The organism is Acidovorax sp. Root219, assembly GCF_001428665.1.
In the GTDB taxonomy this organism is placed as follows: Bacteria; Pseudomonadota; Gammaproteobacteria; order Burkholderiales; family Burkholderiaceae_C; genus Acidovorax.
Window position 1 is genome coordinate 1 of record NZ_LMIJ01000013.1, and the last position, 22,658, is coordinate 22,658.

The 22,658-nt window shown below is 63.7% G+C and carries 19 protein-coding genes; 10 read left to right on the top strand and 9 right to left on the bottom strand.

Translation table 11 applies throughout. The features are described 5' to 3' along the window. Positions 1–199: 199 nt before the first annotated feature. Entirely contained in the window at positions 200–1,162 is a 963-nt protein-coding gene (locus ASE28_RS15230; RefSeq protein WP_057267361.1) for a GlxA family transcriptional regulator, read from the bottom strand. Between the two features lie 117 nt (positions 1,163–1,279). On the opposite strand from ASE28_RS15230, the gene ASE28_RS15235 reads away from it, so the two are divergent. The 4 genes from ASE28_RS15235 (at position 1,280) to ASE28_RS15250 (ending at position 4,136) form a co-directional block, all read left to right on the top strand. Beyond that, a complete protein-coding gene (locus tag ASE28_RS15235) occupies positions 1,280–1,582 on the top strand; it encodes a putative quinol monooxygenase (protein ID WP_020228489.1) in 303 nt (100 codons plus the stop codon). A gap of 611 nt (positions 1,583–2,193) precedes the next feature. After that, positions 2,194–3,126 carry a tyrosine-type recombinase/integrase gene (locus ASE28_RS15240; protein ID WP_057267463.1) on the top strand — a complete coding sequence of 311 codons (933 nt, stop codon included), beginning with the start codon at positions 2,194–2,196 and terminating at the stop codon, positions 3,124–3,126. 34 nt (positions 3,127–3,160) lie between these two features. Then, positions 3,161–3,565, top strand: a complete 405-nt coding sequence (locus ASE28_RS15245; RefSeq protein ID WP_057267362.1) for a nucleotidyltransferase domain-containing protein — start codon at positions 3,161–3,163, stop codon at positions 3,563–3,565. 127 nt (positions 3,566–3,692) lie between these two features. Then, a complete protein-coding gene (locus ASE28_RS15250; RefSeq protein ID WP_057267363.1) occupies positions 3,693–4,136 on the top strand; it encodes a hypothetical protein in 444 nt (147 codons plus the stop codon). Between the two features lie 176 nt (positions 4,137–4,312). Here the strand turns inward: ASE28_RS15250 and ASE28_RS15255 are convergent, their stop codons facing one another. After that, positions 4,313–7,273, bottom strand: a complete 2,961-nt coding sequence (locus ASE28_RS15255) for a Tn3 family transposase (protein ID WP_057267364.1) — start codon at positions 7,271–7,273, stop codon at positions 4,313–4,315. A 293-nt stretch (positions 7,274–7,566) separates the two neighbouring features. On the opposite strand from ASE28_RS15255, the gene ASE28_RS15260 reads away from it, so the two are divergent. From ASE28_RS15260 to ASE28_RS15285, 6 genes are all read left to right on the top strand, one after another. Then, entirely contained in the window at positions 7,567–8,505 is a 939-nt protein-coding gene (locus tag ASE28_RS15260; RefSeq protein ID WP_057267365.1) for a hydroxymethylglutaryl-CoA lyase, read from the top strand. Further along, positions 8,498–9,700: a CaiB/BaiF CoA-transferase family protein gene (locus ASE28_RS15265; RefSeq protein ID WP_057267366.1), complete on the top strand. Its 1,203-nt coding sequence runs from the start codon at positions 8,498–8,500 to the stop codon at positions 9,698–9,700. The genes ASE28_RS15260 and ASE28_RS15265 overlap by 8 nt, the downstream gene beginning before the upstream one ends. 117 nt (positions 9,701–9,817) lie before the next feature. Then, positions 9,818–10,348 (top strand): molybdopterin-dependent oxidoreductase, encoded by a 531-nt coding sequence (locus ASE28_RS15270; protein ID WP_057204383.1) that lies wholly within the window; start codon positions 9,818–9,820, stop codon positions 10,346–10,348. A 173-nt stretch (positions 10,349–10,521) separates the two neighbouring features. Further along, positions 10,522–13,548 (top strand): response regulator, encoded by a 3,027-nt coding sequence (locus tag ASE28_RS15275; protein WP_082608084.1) that lies wholly within the window; start codon positions 10,522–10,524, stop codon positions 13,546–13,548. Next, positions 13,545–14,735, top strand: coding sequence for a two-component system response regulator (locus tag ASE28_RS15280; protein ID WP_057204381.1), 1,191 nt, complete (start codon positions 13,545–13,547; stop codon positions 14,733–14,735). The genes ASE28_RS15275 and ASE28_RS15280 overlap by 4 nt, the downstream gene beginning before the upstream one ends. A gap of 3 nt (positions 14,736–14,738) precedes the next feature. Then, a complete protein-coding gene (locus tag ASE28_RS15285; RefSeq protein ID WP_057267367.1) occupies positions 14,739–15,671 on the top strand; it encodes a response regulator in 933 nt (310 codons plus the stop codon). Positions 15,672–15,796: 125 nt separating this feature from the next. On the opposite strand, the gene ASE28_RS32055 is transcribed toward ASE28_RS15285, so the two are convergent. From ASE28_RS32055 to ASE28_RS15315, 7 genes are all read right to left on the bottom strand, one after another. Beyond that, positions 15,797–16,438, bottom strand: coding sequence for a hypothetical protein (locus tag ASE28_RS32055; RefSeq protein ID WP_157421995.1), 642 nt, complete (start codon positions 16,436–16,438; stop codon positions 15,797–15,799). Positions 16,439–16,767: 329 nt separating this feature from the next. Beyond that, entirely contained in the window at positions 16,768–17,802 is a 1,035-nt protein-coding gene (bioB, locus tag ASE28_RS15290; protein ID WP_057267368.1) for a biotin synthase BioB, read from the bottom strand. Between the two features lie 723 nt (positions 17,803–18,525). Next, positions 18,526–18,792, bottom strand: a complete 267-nt coding sequence (locus tag ASE28_RS15295; RefSeq protein ID WP_200963950.1) for a phosphopantetheine adenylyltransferase — start codon at positions 18,790–18,792, stop codon at positions 18,526–18,528. 94 nt (positions 18,793–18,886) lie between these two features. Further along, on the bottom strand, positions 18,887–19,231 hold the full coding sequence (locus ASE28_RS15300) for a hypothetical protein (RefSeq protein WP_235514745.1): 345 nt from the start codon (positions 19,229–19,231) through the stop codon (positions 18,887–18,889). A 23-nt stretch (positions 19,232–19,254) separates the two neighbouring features. After that, complete coding sequence (locus ASE28_RS15305; protein ID WP_057204372.1) at positions 19,255–19,728, bottom strand: VOC family protein; 474 nt, start codon at positions 19,726–19,728, stop codon at positions 19,255–19,257. A gap of 30 nt (positions 19,729–19,758) precedes the next feature. Continuing rightward, complete coding sequence (locus ASE28_RS15310) at positions 19,759–20,586, bottom strand: YdcF family protein (RefSeq protein ID WP_057267369.1); 828 nt, start codon at positions 20,584–20,586, stop codon at positions 19,759–19,761. Between the two features lie 19 nt (positions 20,587–20,605). Next, complete coding sequence (locus tag ASE28_RS15315; RefSeq protein ID WP_057267370.1) at positions 20,606–22,654, bottom strand: acetyl/propionyl/methylcrotonyl-CoA carboxylase subunit alpha; 2,049 nt, start codon at positions 22,652–22,654, stop codon at positions 20,606–20,608. Positions 22,655–22,658: the final 4 nt, after the last annotated feature.

Genomic DNA, 22,658 nt, shown 5'->3' on the forward strand with positions numbered 1-22,658 from the left:
GAGGGCGGCGACGCCGCGCTGCCGGACCAACTGTGCATAACTGCGTGCTGTGCATAACGCTGCTTATGGAGAGCTCTCCATAAGCAGCGGGAGCAGCCTTTCGATGCCCTGATTGCGAGGGTCTGCAATCAGCCGAGAGCCGCTGCAACCGACCGTTTTCCGGCGGCATCGGGCTGCTTTTTGCACCAAAGACCCCTGGTCATGGCCCCCGCCGCAACTCCCTGACACCGCGACCCAATTTTCGACGCAATAGAGCCCGCAGGGTGACCCCATCCGTGTACCCAACCTGGGCGGCAATCTGGTCGACACTCGCGTTCCCGGTGCGCAAGAGATGGACTGCCTGTTCGACGCGCAGGTCCTGGAAGTACGAGAGTGGCGTCTTTCCCAACACGCTTTGTAGCCGCCTCGCCAAAGTACGTTCGCTTGTGCCCGCGGCGCTGGCCGCCTCGGCCAGCGAGAAACCATGCGCTAGCCGACGTCTGGACCAGGACTCGAAGCGCTCGACTATGGGGTCGGCATGCGCAAGGTGGTCGGGAATCACGAACTCGGCTTGCGAACTGCGTGCCTCAACCAGTAGGTAACGCGCCACCAGGGTCGCCAGCGCTGGACTTTGCCCTCGGACGATGCGCAAGGCCAAGTCAACGTGGGCCAAAGCGGCACCCGCTGTGGTGAAGCGTGTCGTGCTCACGACCATGCGGGACTCGTCCAGCGTGACGTTCGGATAGCGGTGCCGAAACATTGGCCCAAGCCACCATGATGTGGTCGCGTGGTGCCCGTCAAGCAACCCACTCTCCGCGAGCAAAAAACCACCTGAGCAGGCGGTACCAAGGTGCGCGCCGGCGGTGGACCATTCTTGCAGAGCCGCGACCGCGTCAGGCATGTCGGGTCGTGCGAGTCGCGCGGCGAGTGTGTCAGGCATCTTTTCGCCAAACGCGGGCACGAGCACGACGTCAGGTTCAGGCACACCGCGCGCGGGGATCACGGGGACCGTCAATCCTTGCGCAGTCCGGATGCGACGCCGCACGGCCACCAGCGTTATCTCAATTGGCGCGGGAGCCTGTGGCAGCGAACCCGCCACGGCATTGGCCAAGCCCAGGGTGTCAGTGAGCGCCGCAAGCCCCAGATCAAACACGCCATCAGAAACAAGCAAATGTACCTTCATGGCAGAAATGATATCAATATTGTCATTCCTGCCGATAGAGATACCTTCAAGCCAGGCCTAGACTACACACCAGCCCATCCCTTTAACCAAGCTCCCGTCAACCCAAAGGATCACACCATGACCAAGCTCGCCCTGTTTGTTCGTCTCGAGGCCAAACCCGGACAGGAAGCTGCGCTGGCCGATTTCCTGGCCAGTGCACTTCCACTCGCTAATGCCGAGTCCGGCACCACCGCTTGGTTTGCACTGAAGTTTGGCCCTTCCACGTTCGGTGTGTTCGATGCCTTCGCCGATGAGGCAGGTCGCCAGGCACACCTTGATGGTCAGATCGCCGCGGCTTTGATGGCCAATGCAGCGACCTTGCTCAGCTCGCCGCCCAATATCGAGAAGGTCGAACTGCTTGCCGTCAAACTGCCTGCGTGATGACAACCGTCTTTGACCGCATCAGGTCGCGCCGGATGATTCAGTTGAGCGTTGAGAGGCGCGCGGGGGGCTTCACTCGGTGATTGACCGCAAGTGGTCAAGATCTGCCCTCCGCTAAGTGGAGCAGCGGTCGTCAGACATTTGCGGAACCCACGGCATCTGACAGGCAACCGGTCCAGAACTCAGTCCGGTCATCGGTAGCCGCAACCTGCGTGTGGCAGACAGCGGTATTGAAGCCGACACTCAACCTCAGCGCTCGAGCGACCGCACCCAGCCTGGAGCGGTCGTTGACTTTCACTTCCCAAATGGCCGCGTCTGACCGATTGCCGAAGTCTAGCCGACCGCCCCGACTGTTACTCAGCGAAGAGTTAGACAATCTGCCGACCTCCGACCGCGGTGTCGAACTCGGTGTCCACGGTACCGAGCCGGCTGTCCAGGAGATCCGAAATACGCAGCTTGCAGTTGAAGAGGTCCCGAAACACGTAGGCGGGACATTTCTGATGGACCCGACCCGCAGGTCGTTGCGAAAGCGGCTCGAACGCCTATAGTGCCGGCAGGTGGGCCTGTTCCCGGTGAGATGCGGCTTCGGGGCCGAGTGCAAAGGAGGCGTGGTGGGTGAACTGGATGACTATCTGCAGGCTGCCGACCGTGAGACCACGGTGCGAAGTTACGCAGCTGCGATCAAGCACTTCGAGCAGGACTGGAAAGGGTTGCTACCGGCCACCAGCGATACCGTCGCTCGCTACCTCGTGGCCTACGCGAGCACGCACAAGGTCAGCACCTTGAGGCAAAGGCTGGCGGCGCTCGCGCGCTGGCATGCAGAACAGGGCTTTGCGGACCCGACCAAGGCACCGTTGGTACGTAAGGTGCTCAGGGGCATTGTGGCGAAGCACCCGGCCAAGCAAAAGCAGGCGCGCCCGCTGGAGCTCGATCAGCTTCAAAAGATCTCCGACTGGCTGCAAGCCGAGCAGCGCGCGGCACGCGAACGAGGCGATGAAACGGCCTTGCTGCAACTGACGCGCAACCGGTCCATCGTGCTGCTGGGCTTCTGGCGCGCGTTTCGATCCGATGAGATTGTCAACATGCGAGTGGAGAACGTGACGGCCATCTCCGGTAAGGGCCTGGCCTGCAGGCTGGACAGGAGCAAGACGGATCGCGCGATGGAGGGCCGCACGTTCCATTGCCCAGCTCTGTCCCGGCTGTGTCCAGTGGACGCCTACCTGGAATGGATCGCCGTCAGCGGCCGCCAGGCGGGCCCGGTGTACTGCGGCATCGACCAGTGGGGTCACATGTCCGAGCGCCCCATGTACCCCACCAGCCTGATTCCCTTGCTGCGCAAGATGTTCCATGACGCCGGCGTCGAGTCTGCCGAGGGCTACTCGAGCCATTCGCTGAGGCGCGGATTTGCCGGATGGGCACGCGCCAGCGGGTGGGATATCAAGGAGATGATGGAGTACGTTGGATGGCGCGACATGGAGTCGGCGTTGAGGTACCTTGATGTCCCAACCGCGGGACTACAGGAGCGCTTCGAAAGCGGCCTCTGACGTTGTCTGGACAACTCTCCAACCAAAGGACAGCATGCAGCCGATTCTTGCCCCTTACGTGCGCACCTTCGTCGACTCCCTGACGGGTCTCCCGGTACTGCCTTCATCGGTGTGGCTGATCGGCTCGCAGGCCAGTGGCCGAGCCCAGGCGGGCTCTGACACAGACCTGCTTGTGTTCGGCTCATCCGGGTTTCTCGCCGCTGTGCGCGCGGCATTGCCCCAACCGAGCGGCATCGACTGCCTGGTGGTGGTGAACGGCAACGACTTCGAAGAACCCTGGCAGCACAAGCGTGGAGCCCTGGCCCGCTGGAATTGGGTCTTGAAATCAGCCACCGAGGCCCAGTACGAGGGGACGAAATTCATCGCAGATGAGCCTGACGGAACGCTTGGCCAATTTGAAACTCGGCAGGAGAGAGCCATCCGCATCTGGCCCAGTTGAAGTCGAGCTGCAAAAGAATCTTGTCACCTGGAGCCTTGCGGGCAATTCCACCGATGTTCGTTGGCACCCGACGCAGCGAGCTCGCCCAACCGTGAGCCAATGAGCCCATCAAATTCTGGGAGATGAGATGCTTCTTGTGTATGTGGACACCGGCGGAATGCTCAAGGAAGTGGCCGCCTTGGAGGCTGCTGGCCTTCTGAAAACCCATTACTTTCCTTTCGAGCAGCGAAATCGCCGGGTCAAAACTTTCGTCCCCGGCTCGGGCGCTACCTGGAAGCAGAGCAATCTGAGTTCGAAAGAGGCTCCTGGAACCTGGAACGACTACAAATCGTCCGCTCTCTTCGAACCGCTACGCAAGTTGTTGGGCGCCCAGGTCGACGCACAGCACCTCGATTCGGCGGCCAAGGCCGGTTGCACGGTCTTTCTCACGAGCGACAAGACAGACATTTGGTCCAAGCGCGACGCGATACAGGCGCTCGCCAACATCCGGGTGCTCCACATGCCTTCTGAGCTGGTGACACTTGGGCAACTGGCGCAAGCGGGGGTAGACGTTGGGCCGCCAACGGAATAATTTGCGCCCCGAACGACTTCTCCGCCGAGCCCTCAATAGCCTACTTAATTAGTCGGGTATTTCCTTTTTTGCACGGAATAAATGAAATGGCGAAATGCACGGGCGTGCTAAGTCGTTGATTTATATAGAGCAGCTTTCCGATTTTGCAGACGGAAATGCAAAAGCACGAAATAGGGTTATTTTTCGGCGCGTTTTGCGGGAGTGCGTTTCGAGGTCATTTCTCCCTTCAAAAGCACGCTGGCATACCGGGCAACACTGAAGCTCATGGTGCCCCGGAAGTTGATGTGCCCGAAGTGGACCGGCCCGATTCGGCGCAGGATGCTGTCGTCAATGCGTTGCCCGCTGGACTTCAGACGATCTACGGTTTCCTGCAGTTTCATCGTGTTCCAGCCGATCACGACGTTCGTCAAGAGCGCATGCGATCCCGAAATCGACTTGAGTTCATCGCGGCGGCGGCCTCTTTCGGCGGTGATTCGACCGTAGTAGATGGCCCGCTGAAGGAGGTGCACCGACTCACCGCGGTTGAGCAAAGTGTGGATTTCCCGCCGGAAGACGTCGTTGGTGAAATAGTCGCACAGGAACACCGATCGCAGCAGGCGGCCGTACTGGTCCAGGCAGCGGCGAACGTCATCCCCGGCCGCTGCGCTCCCGTGGCGGGCCAGCGCCCAAGCGACGCTCACGCGGCCAGACTTGATCGAGGCAATAAGGCGCATAGTCTGGTCCCAGCCTTCCCGGATAGCTTTTTCTGTGATGGCTGGTATGGCGATTTGCTCGAGGGCCTCGGACACCTTGATCGAGCGGGGTGTCCAGATCTTGCGGTCTGGCAGGCCGGCCAACTGGGGGCACAAGTCGAACTTCAGCAGCTTGGCCACGCTCATGCCGGAGTAGGTGTAGCCATGGGTGTCCACTGCCAAGAGGTCGACCTTGATGCGGTCCTCGCTGTTGGAGTTGTAGGCTTCGATTCCATGCACTGCCGGCGCGTCCTGGCGCGTCAACAACACGATGGGTTGGTCAAAGATGACCGGGTAGCTGCCCAGGATATGGGTGTAGATGCCTGCCGCCGCGGTCTTGCGACGGGGATCGGTGCGGGCAATGGACAGGTGGCGAGTTGCGTCGAGCGCCATCATGTCCGAGGAGGCCTTCTTCCCATCGCTCCACAGCTTGACGATCGGAAACCGCTGCTGGAATGCCACCACGCTATCGTTGGCGGAGCGCAGCCGGCCAGGCGCCTCGAGCATGCGCATGGCGGCCGATACGCGGCTGACGGGCACGCCGGGAATCATGGCTGCTGCCGCCTTGGCGTCGATCTCTGTGCCGTGCGCGAGCAAGCCCGCATACAGTGCGATGAGTTCTTCGGCGTCTTCCGGCTGGCGGCCCAGCAGCATGGTGCTGATTTGGGTCCGACTGTCGATCTCCAAAATGACGTCCGGCAGCTGGGTTGCGCCAATCAAGTCGCTGAGGCGTTGGTTCGTGTGTCGAAGTTCCGGGTCTTCCTCCGCGGCGCGAATCGCCGGTATACGCACGCAGCCGTCTTCATCGATCTCAAGCAGGCCTTTTTCAAGTCCGACCTCCACATCGGCAAGGCCGGCACGCAGCAACTCGTACTGGAGGTCAAGCGCTTTGCGCGGATCCAATTCCAGACCATAGGCTTCGCAGAGAGCTACCTTGTCGCGCTCCCACTCGTCCTGCGGAATCAGCAAACTCGCCTTGTTCTGGTAGGTAGCGCTGTGGTTCACATACAGGCTTCCTCCCCGCAGCCCCTTGCTGATGCGCATTAGTGCGCAACCTTCGAAAGCCCTGAGTGCCGCCTTGCGATCAGGAACATCGAGAAAGGGGCGCCATTTCGGTTCGACCAGGGAGGTATCAAAGTCGACTGGAAGCTCCTTGGCGCCTGCTGCTCGCAGCGCCTGCAATGCCAACACCAGGCGGCTGTCGGCGTGCTCGGGATCGCCCTTTAGGTCCAGGCAGCCCATGCCGTCCAGGATCGTGCGAACCTGAGTGCTCTGCTCGGTCAAGGTTTCCCGGACAACCTCAGCCTGGCTGACCAGCGGACGGCCCAGCATATCGTCAGCCAGCGCCATGATGGCTGCCAGCCGTTCATGCGCCTCACGCCCGCTGTCCGCAGCAATGCTCCGCATCGATTCGATGGAATGGCGGTACTCGATTGCACGCTGTGCCTGTTTGGCTTGGACACGCTTTTTAGCCCTGTGGACGAAATCGCTGGTGTGCCGATTGTTCCGAAAAATCGCCTCATCGCTGAGCTCACCGAGCAGGTGCTTGAGGAAGCACACGATCTCGATTGAGCGGGTGTCCTCGATGCGGCGGGCGGTCTCGGAGGGCGGCCGATTGACCACCGCTTGGGCGAACGCATGGAAGCGGCCGATCGAGAGCCCTTGCAGGTCCCACAGGTGCACGCCCAGCGTCTTGAGCGCATCAATGCGTGAGTTCACTTCTTTGAGGCCCTTCACCCCGTGTTTGCCGGCCGATTGCTTCAACCACTCCAGCAACGAGATGCCAGGAGTCGGACTCTCTTCGTGCATGACCTTGAGCACCGCGCGAAGGCGTACTGGAGTGACCGCTGCTCGAATTGTTGCCAGGGCCAGGTTCTCGACAACCTGAAACGCAGATCGGGCCAGGTCGAGCACCACACGCTGGCCTGGCAGGACGATCCTGTTGTCGAAGAGCCATTCCTGGGCGGAGGCGAGGAGTTCATCGACGGACGAGGCGTCGATCGCCTGCTGCGACAGGGCCGCTTTGAGGCGTTCTTCGGCGTTGGAGTCGTAGGTAGAGAAGAGGAGCTTTTCGCGAACCCAAGCCCTATGGTTGCTGATGGTCCGGTCGGCATTCGAGTACAGCGACTTCAGGGAAGCAATCGCCGTCGAGTGGATGCCCAGTTGCTCACACAGCATATTCAACATCGCAGTAGGCATCTTGAGCCCGGCGTCGGCGTTCCTGCCAGTCAGTGCGAGGAATGACAGCTGCACGGCCAGTCCCAGGTGATAGCGTTTCGCGTAGCCACTGTTCCTGATCTCCCTGACCAGCTCGTCTGGCAGCCGACAGTGCAGTTCCACGTCGCCTGCATTCAAGCCGGACGGCAGTTTTTCGTAGCCTACGAATCTGTATCGGTAGCTCGACATCAGCGTTCTCCTTCGCTCCAGAGAACACTATAAAGCGCAGCTAAGTTGTTGTCGCCAGTGGCTTATTCGGAGATGGATTCCGAAATTGCACGGAAACCGAGATCACCCCGCGCAAGCCGGCGGCACTCGCTGCGTAGCACCTTTACCCGTTACGGGTCGACTGCCATGCCGTTCTGTTATGCAGAACGGCTTTTTTTATTGGCCGGCCAATGCTTGACCCTCTCGTTGATGGTCTCCATAATTTCATAAGACAGATTGAAGTTCTTTCTTATAGAACACTACAGGAGACCCCGGTGCCCCATGCTTTCGATGTTCTGATCAGCGAGGTCGGCCCGCGCGATGGCCTGCAGTCCGTGAAGGCGACCATGGCCACGGCCGACAAGCTGCGCTGGATCGACGCGCTCTACGCCGCAGGCGTGCGCGAGATCGAAGTGGCGTCCTTTGTGCCCGCCCGGCTGCTGCCGCAGATGGCCGACGCGGCCGAGGTGGTGCGCCACGCCATCACCCTGCCCGGCCTCACGGTGATGGCCTTGGTGCCCAACCGCAAGGGCGCGCAGGCGGCACTGGACGCGGGGGTACACAAGCTCACCATGCCCGTGTCGGCGAGTGCGGCCCATTCGCTGGCCAATGTGCGCAAGACGCGCGAGGAGATGGTCGAGGAAGTGCGCGCCATTGCCGACCTGCGCCGCGACATCGCCCCGCATGTGAAGCTGGAAGCCGGCATTTCCACCGCCTTCGGCTGCACCCTGCAAGGCCTGGTGCCCGAGGACGAGGTGATCTGGCTGGCGGCCCAGTGCGTCGAGGCCGGTGCCGACGAGTCGGGCCTGTCGGACACCGTGGGCTATGCCAACCCGGCCCAGGTGCGCCGGCTGTTCAGGCGCCTGCGCGCCGAACTGGGTGACAAGGCCGGCGCCGCGCACATGCACAACACGCGCGGCCTGGGCCTGGCGAACTGCCTGGCGGCGTATGAGGAAGGCGTGCGCACCTTCGATGCCTCCCTGGGCGGCCTGGGCGGCTGCCCCTATGCGCCAGGCGCTTCGGGCAATGTGGTCACCGAGGACCTGGTGTTCATGTTCGAGGCCAGCGGCATCGCCACCGGCATCGACCTGCAGCGGCTCATGCAGGCCCGCGCCCCGCTGGTGGCCGGCTTGCCCGGCGAGCCTGTGTACGGCATGACGCCTGAGGCCGGACTGCCCAAGGGCTTCGTGCAGCAGGGAGCCCGCCATGTCTGAGGCCCTGCAGAACGACAAGCCCCTACCCTACGCCGGCATCCGCGTGGTGGAGTTCACCCACATGGTCATGGGCCCCACCTGCGGCATGGTGCTGGCGGACCTGGGCGCCGAGGTCATCAAGGTCGAGCCCATCAAGGGTGACAGCACGCGCCACCTGCTGGGCTCGGGCGCGGGGTTCTTCCCGACCTTCAACCGCAACAAGAAGAGCATTGCGCTCGACCTCAAGAAACCCGAGGGCATCGAGGCCGCGCTGCGCCTGATCGCCACGGCCGATATCGTGAGCGAGAACTTCAAGCCCGGCACCATGGCCAAGCTGGGGCTGGACCATGCCTCCCTGCGCAAGCTCAACCCGCGCCTGATCTACGTGAGCCACAAGGGCTTTCTGCCCGGCCCCTACGAGCAGCGCACCGCGTTGGACGAGGTGGTGCAGATGATGGGCGGCCTGGCCTACATGACCGGACGCCCGGGCGACCCGCTGCGCGCGGGCACCAGCGTGAACGACATCATGGGCGGCATGTTCGGTGCCATCGGTGCCATGGCCGCAGTGCGCCAGCGCGAGCTGACCGGCGAGGGCTCGGAGGTGCAGTCAGCGCTGTTCGAGAACAACGTCTTCCTGGTGGCGCAGCACATGATGCAGTTCGCCAGCACCGGCAAGGCGGCCAACCCCATGCCCAGCCGCATCTCGGCCTGGGCCATCTACGACGTGTTCACCGTGAAGGACGGCGCGCAGATCTTCCTGGCCGCCGTGAGCGACAAGCAGTGGGCCATCTTCTGCGAGGCGCTGGGCCTGGCTGACCTGCTGGCCGACCCGCGCCTGAAAACCAACAACGAGCGTGTGCAGGCGCGCGACTGGCTGATGCCCCAGTTGCGCTCGCACCTGGCACAGCGCAGCGCAGGTGAACTGGCGGCCATCTTCGAGGCGAACGAACTGCCATTCGCCCCGATCACCAGGCCCGAGGAGCTGTTCGACGACCCGCACCTCAACCAAAGCGGGGGCCTGGCACCCATCCGCCTGAACAACGGCACTGAATCCAAGGTGCCGCTGCTGCCCCTCACGCTGAGCGGCATGCGCCCCGGCGTCCGTTTGCAGCCGCCGCGCGCGGGCGAGCACACGGCTGCGCTGCTGCAGGAGGTGGGCTACTCGGACGCCGAGGTGGCCGCCCTGCGGGCGCAGGGTGCCGTGGCCGGCGACTGACGGACAGGGCCACGGCACGCGGGCGTTGCCGGCGGTCATTTTGGGAGTGCATGAATGCGCGCCGGCTGTTATAACTCCACCTAGAAACGGCCGCAAAGGCTGGCGAGGGGGAACACCATGACCGATGCGAAGGGGGCCACTGGCCCGTTGTCACGCCTGGCTGCAGGCGTTCTGGTGGCGGCGTGCATGCTTTTTCAAGCCCAGGCGCAGACGCTGGAGAAGCCCGCAGGGCCTGTGGTGTTGACCCTCCAGGGGGGCGTCAGCAAAACGAATCAGGGGGAGAAGGCACAGTTCGACATGAAGATGCTCGAAAAGCTGCCCCAGAAGAGCTTCACCACCCAGACCCCCTGGTACCCCCAGCCCGTCACCTTCACCGGGCCGCTGCTGCGCGATGTGCTCGCGGCTGCCGGTGCCAAGGGCAGCAAGATCACGGCAGTGGCGCTCAACGACTACAAGACCGAGATCCCGTTCGACGATGCCACGCGCCACGATGTGATCGTGGCCCGGCTCATGAACGACCGCTCCATGCCGATCCGGGAGAAGGGCCCCCTCTTCATCGTCTTCCCCTTCGATACCAAGGCCGAATTGCGTACCGAGCTGTACTACAACCGTTCTGCCTGGCAGCTCAGCACCCTGCAGATCAGATAGTGTGCTGTCCGGCAAATAAATGCCCATAAAACCGCGTCTTTCACGCCAAGGCTGCGTTGCAAATCCTCTCGATAGCTGCGGCTATCGATGCGGTTTGCGCCTTGCCCTGGCGCGAAATCCATCGGTTTTATCGCGGTCATCCTTTTGCCGGACAGCACACTAGTGGGCTCCCCATGCTGCGCAGCAAGCACCTCCTGCCCCTGATCATCGCCAGCCTGGTGGTGGTCTACGTGTCCATTGCGGCCGTCCAGTACCACCAGTACCGCAGCGTCGAAGCCGTGATGCGCCGGGGCGACGTGAACGCCCTGTGGTCCTTCCTGCAGCTCAATGTGGAGCACGAACGGCTGGACCACGCCCTGCACCAGTACGAGTTAGACCCCGAAAGCACCTCGATGGACGCGCTGCAGCTGCGCTACGACCTGTTCCTGAGCCGCTTCAGTGCACTGGAGAGCGGCACCGCGCGCACCCTCATGCAGAGCGAGCCGATCTACGCCAAGGCCCTGGCAGAGCTGCAGGAATTCGTCGAAGCCGGCGACAGCTATTTTGGTTTGGCAGCCGACGTGCGAACCAGCCAGGCCAACATGCGGCTGTTGCGCGAGCGCCTGGTCGATCTGCGCGCGACGGTGCAGGAGCTGTCGCTCAATGCCTCGCGCATCTCGGCCTTGCTGGGAGACCAGCGCAACGCCGAGGTGCAGTACCAGACCCTTTTGACCACGGGGCTTACGGCCTTCCAGGCGCTTTTGACTTTTCTGCTGGCCGTGGCCATGGGCCGCCAGTTCCTCAAGCGCGAAAAGGCCAAGTCGCTGGCCCTGGCCGCGCAGGCCGAGCTGGTGGAGGCCTTGAAGCGCAGCGAAGAGGTGCTCGAAGCCCGAGTGGTCCAGCGCACCGAGGAGCTGGAGCAGGCCAATGCCACCCTGCGCGAGCACGAGGACGAGCTGGAGGTGGCCCGCGCCCGTGCCGAAGACGCCTCGCAGATGAAGTCGGACTTTCTGGCCAACATGAGCCACGAGATCCGCACCCCCATGAACGCCGTGATCGGCATGAGCCACCTGGCACTCACCACCGACCTCTCGCCGCGCCAGCGCGATTATGTCGAGAAGATCCAGCGCTCGGGCCAGCACCTGTTGGGGCTGATCAACGACATTCTCGATTTCAGCAAGATAGAGGCCGGCAAGCTGGAAGTGGAAACCGTCGATTTCGGACTGCGCGGGGTGCTGGACAACGTGGCCAACCTGATCGGCGACAAGTGCTCGGCCAAGGGCCTGGAGCTGATGTTCGACGTGGACCCAGCCCTGCCGGATGACCTGCTGGGCGACCCGCTGCGCCTGGGCCAGATCCTCGTGAACTATGGCAACAATGCCGTGAAGTTCACCGACACCGGCGAGATCGTGGTGCGCGTGCTCGAAGTGGCACGCGATGCCGAGGGCCTGCTGCTGCGCTTCGAGGTGCAGGACACGGGCATCGGCCTCACGCCCGAGCAGCAGTCGCGGTTGTTCCGCTCGTTCGAGCAGGCCGACACCTCTACCACCCGCAAGTACGGCGGCACCGGGCTGGGGCTGGCCATCTCCAAGAAGCTGGCGGGCCTGATGGGCGGCGAGGTGGGCGTGGACAGCGCGCCCGGCCAGGGCAGCAGCTTCTGGTTCACCGCCCGGGTAGGCCTGGGCACGCCCTCGGCGCGCCCGCTCATGCCCGAGCCCGACCTGCGCGGGCGCCGCGTGCTGGTGGTGGACGACAGCGAACAGGCACGCCAGATCCTCTCGGGCCTGCTGGCCAGCATGAGCTTTGCCGTGACGACGGCCGCCTCGGGCGAAGAAGCCATTGTTGCGGCACGCGATGCCGACGCGGCCGGCCTGCCCTGCGAGATCGCGTTTCTCGACTGGAGAATGCCGGGGCTGGATGGCTTTCAGACAGCCGCCCAACTGGCCCTTTTGCCCCACCCGCCGGTACCGGTGATCGTCACCGCGCATGGCCGCGAGGAAGTGTTCCGCGAGCTGGAGAAGGCCGGCATTGCCCTGATGCTGACCAAGCCGGTCAGCCCATCCCAGCTGTTCGACACCGCCATCCGCGCGCTGGGAGGTGTGCAGGATGCCGGCCCGACAGACCGCGCAGCGTTGCACCGGACCCGTGCGCCCGACCTCGCCCCCATCCGCGGCGCCCGGGTCCTGCTGGTGGACGACAACGACCTGAACCAGCAGGTGGGCGCCGACCTGCTGGGCGACGCCGGGCTGGTGGTGGAGGTGGCCGAGAATGGCCAGGTGGCGCTGGACATGCTGCAGCAGCGCGCCGCCTACGACATCGTGCTCATGGACATGCAGATGCCGGTGATGGATGGTCTGACTGCCACGCGCCACATCCGCGAGAACCCCGACTGGCACAAGCTGCCCGTGCTGGCCATGACCGCCAATGCCATGAGCGGCGACCGCGACAGCTGCCTGGCCGCCGGCATGAACGGCCATGTGGCCAAGCCCATCGACCCCGATGAGCTGTTTTCGCAGCTCCTGCAGTGGGTGCCTGCGCGTGCCGGGGCCCCGGCCCTGGCTCCTGCTGCGTCCATATCGGCGGCGGAGCCTGCAATCGCCCTTGAAGCCCTGGCCCGCATTGAGGGGCTGGACGCAGCCGCCGGCCTGCGCCGGGTGCTGGGCAAGCCCGCTGCCTATGAGAGCCTGCTGCGCAAGTTCGTGGCCGGCCAGGCGGTCGCAGCGCAGAACACCAGCGCCCTCCTTGCTGCCGGCCAGCGGCAGGATGCCCTGCGCGCCATGCACACCCTCAAGGGGACTGCGGGCACCATCGGCGCCGCGCCCCTGGCCCAATTGGCCGAGGTGGTGGAGCACGCGATTGCGGCCGATGCCGATGTCCAGGTGGTGAGCACGCTGCTGGAGCCGGTGGACACGGCCTGTCAGGCCCTGGTGGCAGCGTTGCGCAGCGCACTGCCCACGGAGGAGGCCGCGGCCCAGCAGGCACCGGTGGACGCCGCAGAGGCGCAGCAATTGCTCGCGCGCCTGGAGGCACTGCTGGCGGACGACGATTCGGACGCCGTGGAACTGTTCAAGGACTCGGGCCCCGCCCTCAAGGCCTTGCTTGGCCCCGTCTACGGCGAGATGAAGCGCGCGCTGGACAGCTACATCTTCACCGACGCACTGGCGCTGCTGCGTGCAGCCCCGCTGCCCCGCCCCGCGATACAAGGAGGACCCACGTCATGAGCAATCCCATGGAAACGAGCGGCAAATGCACCGTGCTGGTGGTGGACGACATGCCCGACAACCTGTCGGTGATGAGCGGCCTGCTGCGCCCGGACTACAAGGTCAAGCTGGCCAACAGCGGCGAGCGGGCCCTGCAGATCGTCGCGGGCGACGGCAAGCCCGACCTGATCCTGCTGGACATCATGATGCCCGAGATGGATGGCTACGAGGTGCTGCGCCGCCTGCAGTTCAACCCCGAGACCGAGGACATCCCGGTGATCTTCCTCACGGCCATGAGCGCGTCGGACGACGAGACGGTGGGCCTGGAGCTCGGTGCGGTGGACTACATCACCAAGCCCATCAACCCGGCCATCACCCTGGCGCGGGTGCGCAACCACCTGCTGCTCAAGCGCGCCCGCGACCTGCTGGCGCGCCAGAACCAGTACCTGGAGGAAGAAGTGGCCCGGCGCACGCGCGAGGTAGTGGAGCTGCAGGACGGCACCATTCGCGCCATGGCCTCGCTGGCGGAAACGCGCGACAATGAGACCGGCAACCACATCCGCCGCACCCAGCACTACGTGGAAGTGCTGGCACGTAAGCTGCAGCACCACCCGCGCTTCCAGGACGAGCTCACCGAGGCGGCCATCGAGATGATCTTCAAGTCGGCGCCGCTGCACGACATCGGCAAGGTGGGCATCCCGGACCGCATTCTGCTCAAACCGGGCAAGCTCACGCCCGAAGAGTTCGAAATCATGAAGACCCACACCACGCTGGGACGCGACGCCATCGTGGCCGCGGAGCGCGAGGCCTCGCAGACCAACCCCTTCTTCCGCTACGCCAAGGAGATCGCCTACAGCCACCAGGAAAAGTGGGACGGCTCGGGCTACCCCGAGGGGCTGGTGGGCAACACCATTCCCCTGTCTGCGCGGCTGATGGCCGTGGCCGATGTGTACGACGCGCTGATCTCCGTGCGCGTCTACAAGGAGGCGTTTCCCCACGAGGTGGCCGTGGAAATCATCCGCGACGGCCGAGGCAGCCATTTCGACCCCGACATGGTGGACGCCTTCCTGGCGCTGTCCGAAGAGTTCCGACAAATCGCCCAGCGCTTTGCCGATGGCGAGCAGGCACTGCACGCCCAGGTAGACCGCATGGCCACGGATCTGCCCGCCGAGCACATCGAACTGACCGCACAAGACACCCCATCCTGAGACATGCATCCTTCCAAGACCACCGTGCTGCTGGCCGAAGGCGCCAGCGCCATGCGCCAGGCCCTGGCCAGCCAGCTGCAGACTTTCGGTCTCGGCCAGGTACTGCAGGCCCGTGACGGCACACGCGCCCCGCAGATGCTGCGTGCCGAACCCGTGCACGTGGTGATCTGCGACCTGGACATGCAGGGCATGGACGGCCTCACCGTGCTCGAAGCCATGCGCGCCGACCCCAAGCTGGCGGGCCTGCCCTTCATCCTGATGTCGGGCGGGCTGGACCGGGATTCGGCCGCCCGAGCCATCCGCCTGGGCATTGGCGACCTGCTGGTCAAGCCCTTTACCGTGCGCCGGCTCATCGAGCGCATGCAGCGCGTGATGCAGCGTGACGCCCAATCCCTGGTCTCCGCGCTGGCGCCCCCGCCTGCACTGGAGTCCACCCCCGAACTTTCCACTGAACCCGAGCGCGCGACCATCCTGGTGGTGGACGATACGCCCGACAACCTGCAGCTGATCGCCGGCCTGTTCCGCGACCGCTTCAAGGTCAAGATCGCGCACAACGGCGAGAAGGCCCTGTCCATCTGCCAGTCCGACGCGCCGCCGGACCTGATATTGCTCGACGTGATGATGCCCGGCATGGACGGCTTCGAGGTGGCGCGCCGCCTGCGCGAACACCATGCCTCGGAATGCACGCCCATCATCTTCGTCACCGCGATGACCGACGAAGCCTCACGCCACCAGGGCCTGAGCCTGGGCGCCATCGACTACGTCTTCAAGCCCATCGAGCCCGAGCTGCTGCGCCTGCGGGTCAGCAACCTCATGTACTACGTGGAGCACCGCAAGCAGCTGCAGAAGGATTTTGACCAGATGCACGAGAACAGCCGGCTGCAGGCGGAGGTGGAGCGGTTGCGGGCGGAGGTAAAAGGCCTGCGGGGCGGGTGAAGGTAATGAAATAGATGCTCAACTGCCCCCTTCAAAGGCGGCGAAGACCAACATGCGTGGTGCATGCACTATTTCATGAGCTGGGCATAGTGCCATGCATTGCATGGGCGCAATGGCAAAAAATCCTATTTGCTGCAAGTGATATTTGCCGATGAAATGTAGCCAAGTTTTTTATAAATACTTTCAATCGTCGGCTTTTCCTCGATGGACAGAGGCATTCCATCAAACCAATTGAATTGTCGACCGGCTGTTCGAAAAAATGGCTGTGGGAAATTGGCAGAACCAACCGCATAACTTGTTTCTGGCGACAGACGCAAAATAACATCCTTGCCTATGAGTTTTCTAAGATATCGTCCCACCGGTTCATCATCTAATGATCCGAGTATGTATATTTTCTCATGGTCGCATTGATATGATTTGGCATTTTTGTTATTTGGATGAACGGACAGCAATTTAACCCCAACCACCTCGACAAAGGAGGCGCCAGATCTACCGTCGTCGTTTTCCTCATGCAAGACCAATTCCTCCATAGGTATAGGCTCACCTCTTTTCCAAAGTTTGTAGTATAAACTTTTGTCTATCCAAACAATGCGCTTGAAATGCCCTTGAAAAATGAAATCAGTGTCATTTCTCAAACTTTCTTCGATAGTGATTTGCGGGGATGTCGGAATTCCAGCGTGTACGGATCTTGTCTCGATATGAAAGCAGCAAAACGCCGATATGAAAATTAAAAAATTGGAAAATACCACTTTGATCTTAAGACTCATGTAGCACCGATCAGAAAAGGTTGGAGTCATAATAATCTCAGACGGCTTCAACATCATGTTCGCGCTGTTTGGAGACGATCATGACTTGCGCGATGGGCACTTCGGCATGGCGGTTGCGGTCTCGCGGATGCACTGCCTTATGTAGAGGCTCGCCAGCCGCGTGCGCAGTATCCTCCCGAAATTCGTCCATCACGCTCCCTCACGACAGTCGCTCTTATTAGGGAGATGCTAGCTGTCTACGGGTTGAAGCAGGTGCTTCAGAGGTTCACCTAAACGGGTGAGTTTGAAACCAAACGATTCCGCTCTCGCGCCGTCGCCAGACTTCAAATTCAGTTGAGCTCCAGCTCCCTGGCGCATGCTTGGCCGGTTGCGCAAAGGCCCAGCTTGCGCAGCAACTGCTCATCAGCCCCCACATCCGGGTTCCCCGTCACCAGCAGCTTGTCGCCATAGAAGATCGAATTGGCCCCCGCCAGGAAGCACATCGCCTGCACCGCCTCGCCCATCTGTTGGCGCCCGGCCGACAGGCGCACGCGGGCCCGGGGCATGGTGATGCGGGCCACGGCGATCATGCGCACGAAATCGAGCGGGTCGATGGGCTCGCTGTCGGCCAGCGGCGTGCCGGGCACGCGCACCAGGCTGTTGATGGGCACGGACTCGGGGTAGGGGTTGAGGTTGGCCAACTGGGCAATGAGCCCGGCGCGGTGAACGGGCGCCTCGCCCATGCCCACGATGCCGCCGCAGCACACGCTGATGCCGGCACTGCGCACATGCTGCAAGGTATCGAGCCGGTCCTGGTAGGCGCGGGTGCTCACCACGTCGGTGTAGTACTCGGGCGCGGTGTCGAGGTTGTGGTTGTAGTAGTCCAGCCCTGCGTCCTTGAGCGCCAGGGCCTGGTGCGATTCGAGCATGCCCAGGGTGGCGCAGGTCTGCAGGCCCAGGCCCTTGACGGCGCCGATCAGCTCGCTCACCTTTTCGATGTCGCGGTCCTTGGGGGCGCGCCAGGCGGCCCCCATGCAAAAGCGCGTGGCGCCCGCGTCCTTGGCGGCCTGGGCGGCGCGCAGCACTTCGTCCACCGCCATCAGCTTCTCGGCCTTCACGCCGGTGTCGAACTCGGCCGCCTGCGGGCAGTAGCCGCAGTTTTCGGGGCAGCCGCCGGTTTTTACCGAGAGCAGCGTGGCCAGCTCGATGTCGCCCTGGGGCCAGTGCTGGCGGTGCACGGTCTGGGCCTCGAACAGCAGGTCCATCAAGGGTTTGTCGAGCAGTGCCTGGATGGCCGCGACTGTCCATTCGCCACGCACCACCGGTGCGGAGACGGGGCGGTGCAGCTGGATCGGCTGGGGGGTGGAAAGTGCGGTGTTCACCATGGGTTCGGTCCTTTCATCAAGTGGATCAGATGCCACACAAGGCGCCACCCCTGTACCTGCGGGAGCGAAGCCTCATGTTGCTATCACCATGATTTTGAATGAGGTTTTGGTTCAAATGCACCCTCATGGGTCACAAAAAGTGCCACTGAATTCTCGCGAACAACCTCGCTCATTTACCCATGCATGAAGAGCGGCGAAGCCAGCAATTGGCAGATGTAGGTTGCATATTGAAGGCACTGGGAAATGCGTTGTCAGAACATGCCGCCTATGTTCAGCTTCGGCATCCAACACCCATGGCAGGGCACGCCGCGTGCCTCGACGTTGGTGCAAGTTAGCGCGTTCCTGGCGCACGTTCGGCCAGCGCCAGAGCGCCCGCACCGGCCACCAGGCACAGCAAAGCCAGCACAACGGCCACGACCACGCGCTGCAGGTGGGCGTTGAACCCGCCGGTGGACTAGGGCGTGTCATCCATCATTTCGCCCCCGCGCTGGCCCCGGCATGCGGATGGATGCGCGAAGCGCGGCGCAGCCCATAGTGGACTATGGGCAAGCCGAGCGACAAAGCAGACGCCGCATGCCGGGGCCAGCCCGAAGGGAAAGCCTGCAGCGCGGCACATTGCGGCGTTGCCCTTCGCTTGTGTAGCCGAGCTACACGGCACTCAGGGCGCCTTGCACTGCACCGCGCTGCAGGCTTTCGCGGGGGTGAAATGATGGATGACACGCCCTACGCCAGCCAGAGAAAGGAAACGACGCTGAAGCCCCCGAGGACCAGCGCCAGCCATTGCAAAGCGGGTTTGAACGCGGCCAGCACGCACACGCCACCCACGATGCCGAACAGCACGGCGCGGTGGCGCATCAGGATCAGGGCGCTGGGGTCGGAGGGCGCGGCCCCATACAGACGGGCGAGGTGTTCATGCCCGAGTACGCCCGACAAGGGGATCAGATGGATGACGCCCACGACCAGCAAGGCCAAGGTGGTGAGGATACGCATGGGGCACAACTCCAGAAAGGGACGGAATGTCCCCGTTGTATCCCTCATCGGCATGTGGATCCATGACCCGCCAGGTCATGGGCGCACTGCTGGGTCAGCGCTTGAGCAGTTTCTCCAGCGCCTGGCGGATGGCGCCCGGCTTGTCCGCCGTGCCCTCGAAGGCAGCGCAGCTCGGGGCGCGCTCCACCTCGGGGCCGCGTGCGCCCGTCTGCGAGAACAGGCGTTCGCAGTCGCAGCGCAGCCGCGCCAGGGTCTGCCGGGTGCGGCGGTTCTTCACCTCGGCCACCCAGCAGCTGTCGGCGCAGCCGCAGGAGCGGTATTCCAGCGTTTCGCCAGCGTGCCCCCAGTCGAGTGGGGAGGTGCCTGTGCCACCTGAGGCCCAGAGGGTGGGACTTGCCAGCGCAAACAGCAGCGCTGCTGCGCTCCGGGCTCGCCCCATGAAGGCCATCGGCTGCAGCGGGCTCAGCCCAGTGCGGCGATCACTTCGGCCGGCGCCTGCACCAGCTCGATCAGCACGCCCTCGCCCGCAATCGGGAACTCGTCGTTGCTCTTGGGGTGCAAGAAGGTGATGTCAAAGCCCGCAGCCCCCTTGCGGATGCCGCCCGGCGCAAAGCGCACGCCCTTGGCGGTGAGCCATTCCACCGCTTTTGGCAGGTCGTCGATCCACAGGCCGATGTGGTTGAGCGGCGTGGTATGCACGGCCGGCTTCTTGTCGATGTCGAGCGGTTGCATGAGGTCCACCTCGACCTTCCAGGCGCCCTGCCCCATGGCCAGGATGTCCTCGTCCACGTTCTCGCGCTCGCTCTGGAAGGTGCCCGTCTGCGTGAGGCCCAGCATGTCCACCCACAGGGTCTTCATGCGCGCCTTGTCGGTGCCGCCGATGGCGACCTGCTGGATGCCCAGGACTTTGAAGGGGCGGGAGACGGCGGTATTCATGGCAGATCTTTCAAGAACAAGGGAATGGTTTCAGACTTCACCGAGGATCCAGCTGCTGGCCGTGGCAAAGTATTCGCGCAGCCAGGCGTTGTAGCGCAGGTAGAGCGGCGTGGGGGCCCCCGCCACCACGGATTGCGTGTAACCGATCCTGCGGGCGATGCGCTGGGCACGCACGGTGTGGAAGTCGCTGGTGACCACGGCCATGGGGCTGGTGAGTCCCAGGCCCTTGGCCTGCAGCAGCGGCAGGCTGTAGCGCAGGTTCAGCTCGGTGCTGGTACTGCGCTCTTCCTGCAGGATGCGCTCGGCGGCCATGCCCTGGGCTCGCAGGTAGTCGCCCATGATGCGGCCTTCGCTCGCGGTTTCGCCGAAATCCACCCCGCCCGAAACCACGACCCAGGCGGCGGGATGGGCGGCGGCCAGCTCGCGCGCCTTGTCCAGCCGCGCCCGCAAGGCCGGCGAGGGCTGGCCGTTGGGCGTTCCGCTGCCCAGCACGATGATAGCCTTCAGGGGCACATCGCCCGCCGCAGCGTTGAAAGCCTGCACTTGGCCGGCCAGCGCATTCCAGAACAGGGCGACGCTGGCAACCCAGGCCAGAAACAGCAGCCAGCCCGCGCGCCACGCGCGCCGCGTCCACCCTGCCCGGCCCAACCGGGCCTGCAGCGGGTGCCAGCCCCAGGTGAGCATGCACAGGGCCAGCCCCAATGCGCCGGGCACGGTGACGCCCATCGAGAACAAGCCCATGGACATCAGCACCAGGCCATCGGCCAGCAGCACGGCGCCCGCCAGCAGGCAGGCCAGGCGCAGCAGCGGCCAGCGCTCGCGTGGTCTGCTCGACCACTCATCCACCGTCACGAACACGGTTATGCGCGCCCTGGGTTCACACGAATTCCAGGATGACCTGGTCCACGGCCAGCGATTCGCCCTTGCCGGCGACGATCTTGCCCACCACGCCATCCTGCGCGGCAAAGAGGATGTTCTCCATCTTCATGGCCTCGATCACGGCCAGCTTCTCCCCGGCCTGCACCTTCTGGCCGGGCTGCACGGCCACGTCCACCAGCAGGCCGGGCATGGGCGAGAGCAAGAAGCGGCTCAGGTCCGGCGGCGCCTTGAAGGGCATGAGCTGGTGCAGGCGCGCACCCAGCGGCGAAAGCACCAGTGCATCGATCTGCGTGCCGTTGTGCGCGATGCGCAGCGCCAGCGGGTTCTTGCCCGGGCCGCGCTCGACCTGGGCGGTGAATCCCAGGCCATTGCACTGCCCCTGCACGCGCACCTGGCCCAGCGTGGCCGAGCTGCTGATCTTGTAGCTCTTGTCTTCCACCATCACCGCGCTGGAGCCGGACTTGTCCTCGAAATCCGTCACCGACACTTCGTGGTGGATGTTCTTGCCCTCGGCCCCCAGCGTGACCACCACGAACTGCTCGCCCACCTTGACCTCGTGGCCGGCCAACTGGCCGCTGATGCCCGAGGCGCGTGCGCGGTAGCGGCGGTTCATGTAGGCGGCCAGCGCAACCAGGAACAGCGGGTCCTCGTGCGGCACGTCCTCGGCGGCAAAACCCTGGCTGTAGTTCTCTGCGATGAAACCGGTGTTGAAGTCTCCCGAGACGAATTTGGGGTGCGCCAGCAGCGCCGCCTGGAAGGGGATGTTGCTGCTGATGCCGCGGATCACGAAGCCGTTGAGCGCCGCGCGCATCTTGTGGATGGCATCGTCGCGGTCGGTGCCGTGCACGATGAGCTTGGCGATCATCGAGTCGTAGAACATCGGGATCTCGCCGCCCTCGTACACGCCGGTGTCTACGCGCACGCCCAGCTTTTTGGCCGTGTCGGACTGGAACATCGATTCTTCCGGCGGCTGAAAGCGCACCAGGCGCCCCGTGCTCGGCAGGAAGTTGCGGAACGGGTCTTCGGCGTTGATGCGGCACTCGATGGCCCAGCCGTCGCGCTTCACGTCGGCCTGGGTCAGCGGCAGCGGCTCGCCAGCGGCCACGCGGATCATCAGCTCCACCAGGTCCAGCCCAGTGATGCACTCGGTCACCGGGTGCTCCACCTGCAGGCGGGTGTTCATCTCCAAAAAGTAGAAATCCTGGTCCTTGCCGACCACGAACTCCACCGTGCCGGCGCTCTGGTACTTCACGGCCTTGGCCAGGGCCACGGCCTGCTCGCCCATGGCCTTGCGCGTGGCATCGGTGATGAAGGGCGACGGCGCCTCTTCGATCACCTTCTGGTGGCGGCGCTGGATGGAGCATTCGCGCTCGTTCAGGTAGATCACATTGCCCTGGCTGTCGCCCAGCACCTGGATCTCGATATGGCGCGGCTGCTGCACGAACTTCTCGATGAAGATGCGGTCGTCGCCAAAGCTGTTGCGTGCCTCGTTCTGGCAGCTGGTGAAGCCCTCGAAGGCCTCCTTGTCGTTGAAGGCCACGCGCAGGCCCTTGCCGCCGCCGCCGGCCGAGGCCTTGATCATCACCGGGTAGCCGATGCCCTTGGCGATCTCCACGGCCTGCTCGGGGCCGCTGATGGCGTCGTTGTAGCCGGGGATGGTGTTGACCTTGGCTTCGTTGGCCAACTTCTTGGAGGCGATCTTGTCGCCCATGGCCGCAATCGAATGCGCCTTGGGGCCGATGAAGGCGATGCCCTCGTCCTCGCAGCGCTTGGCAAAAGCCTCGTTCTCCGACAGGAAGCCGTAGCCCGGGTGGATGGCCTGCGCCCCGGTTTCCTTGGCCGCCGCAATGATCCTGTCGGCCAGCAGGTAGCTCTCGCGGCTCGGCGCCGCGCCGATGCGCACGGCCTCGTCGGCCAGCTTCACGTGGCGGGCCTCCCTGTCGGCGTCGGAGTACACAGCCACGGTGGCAATGCCCATTTTCTTCGCCGTAGCGATGACCCGGCACGCGATTTCGCCGCGGTTGGCGATCAGTATTTTGGTGAACATGGTG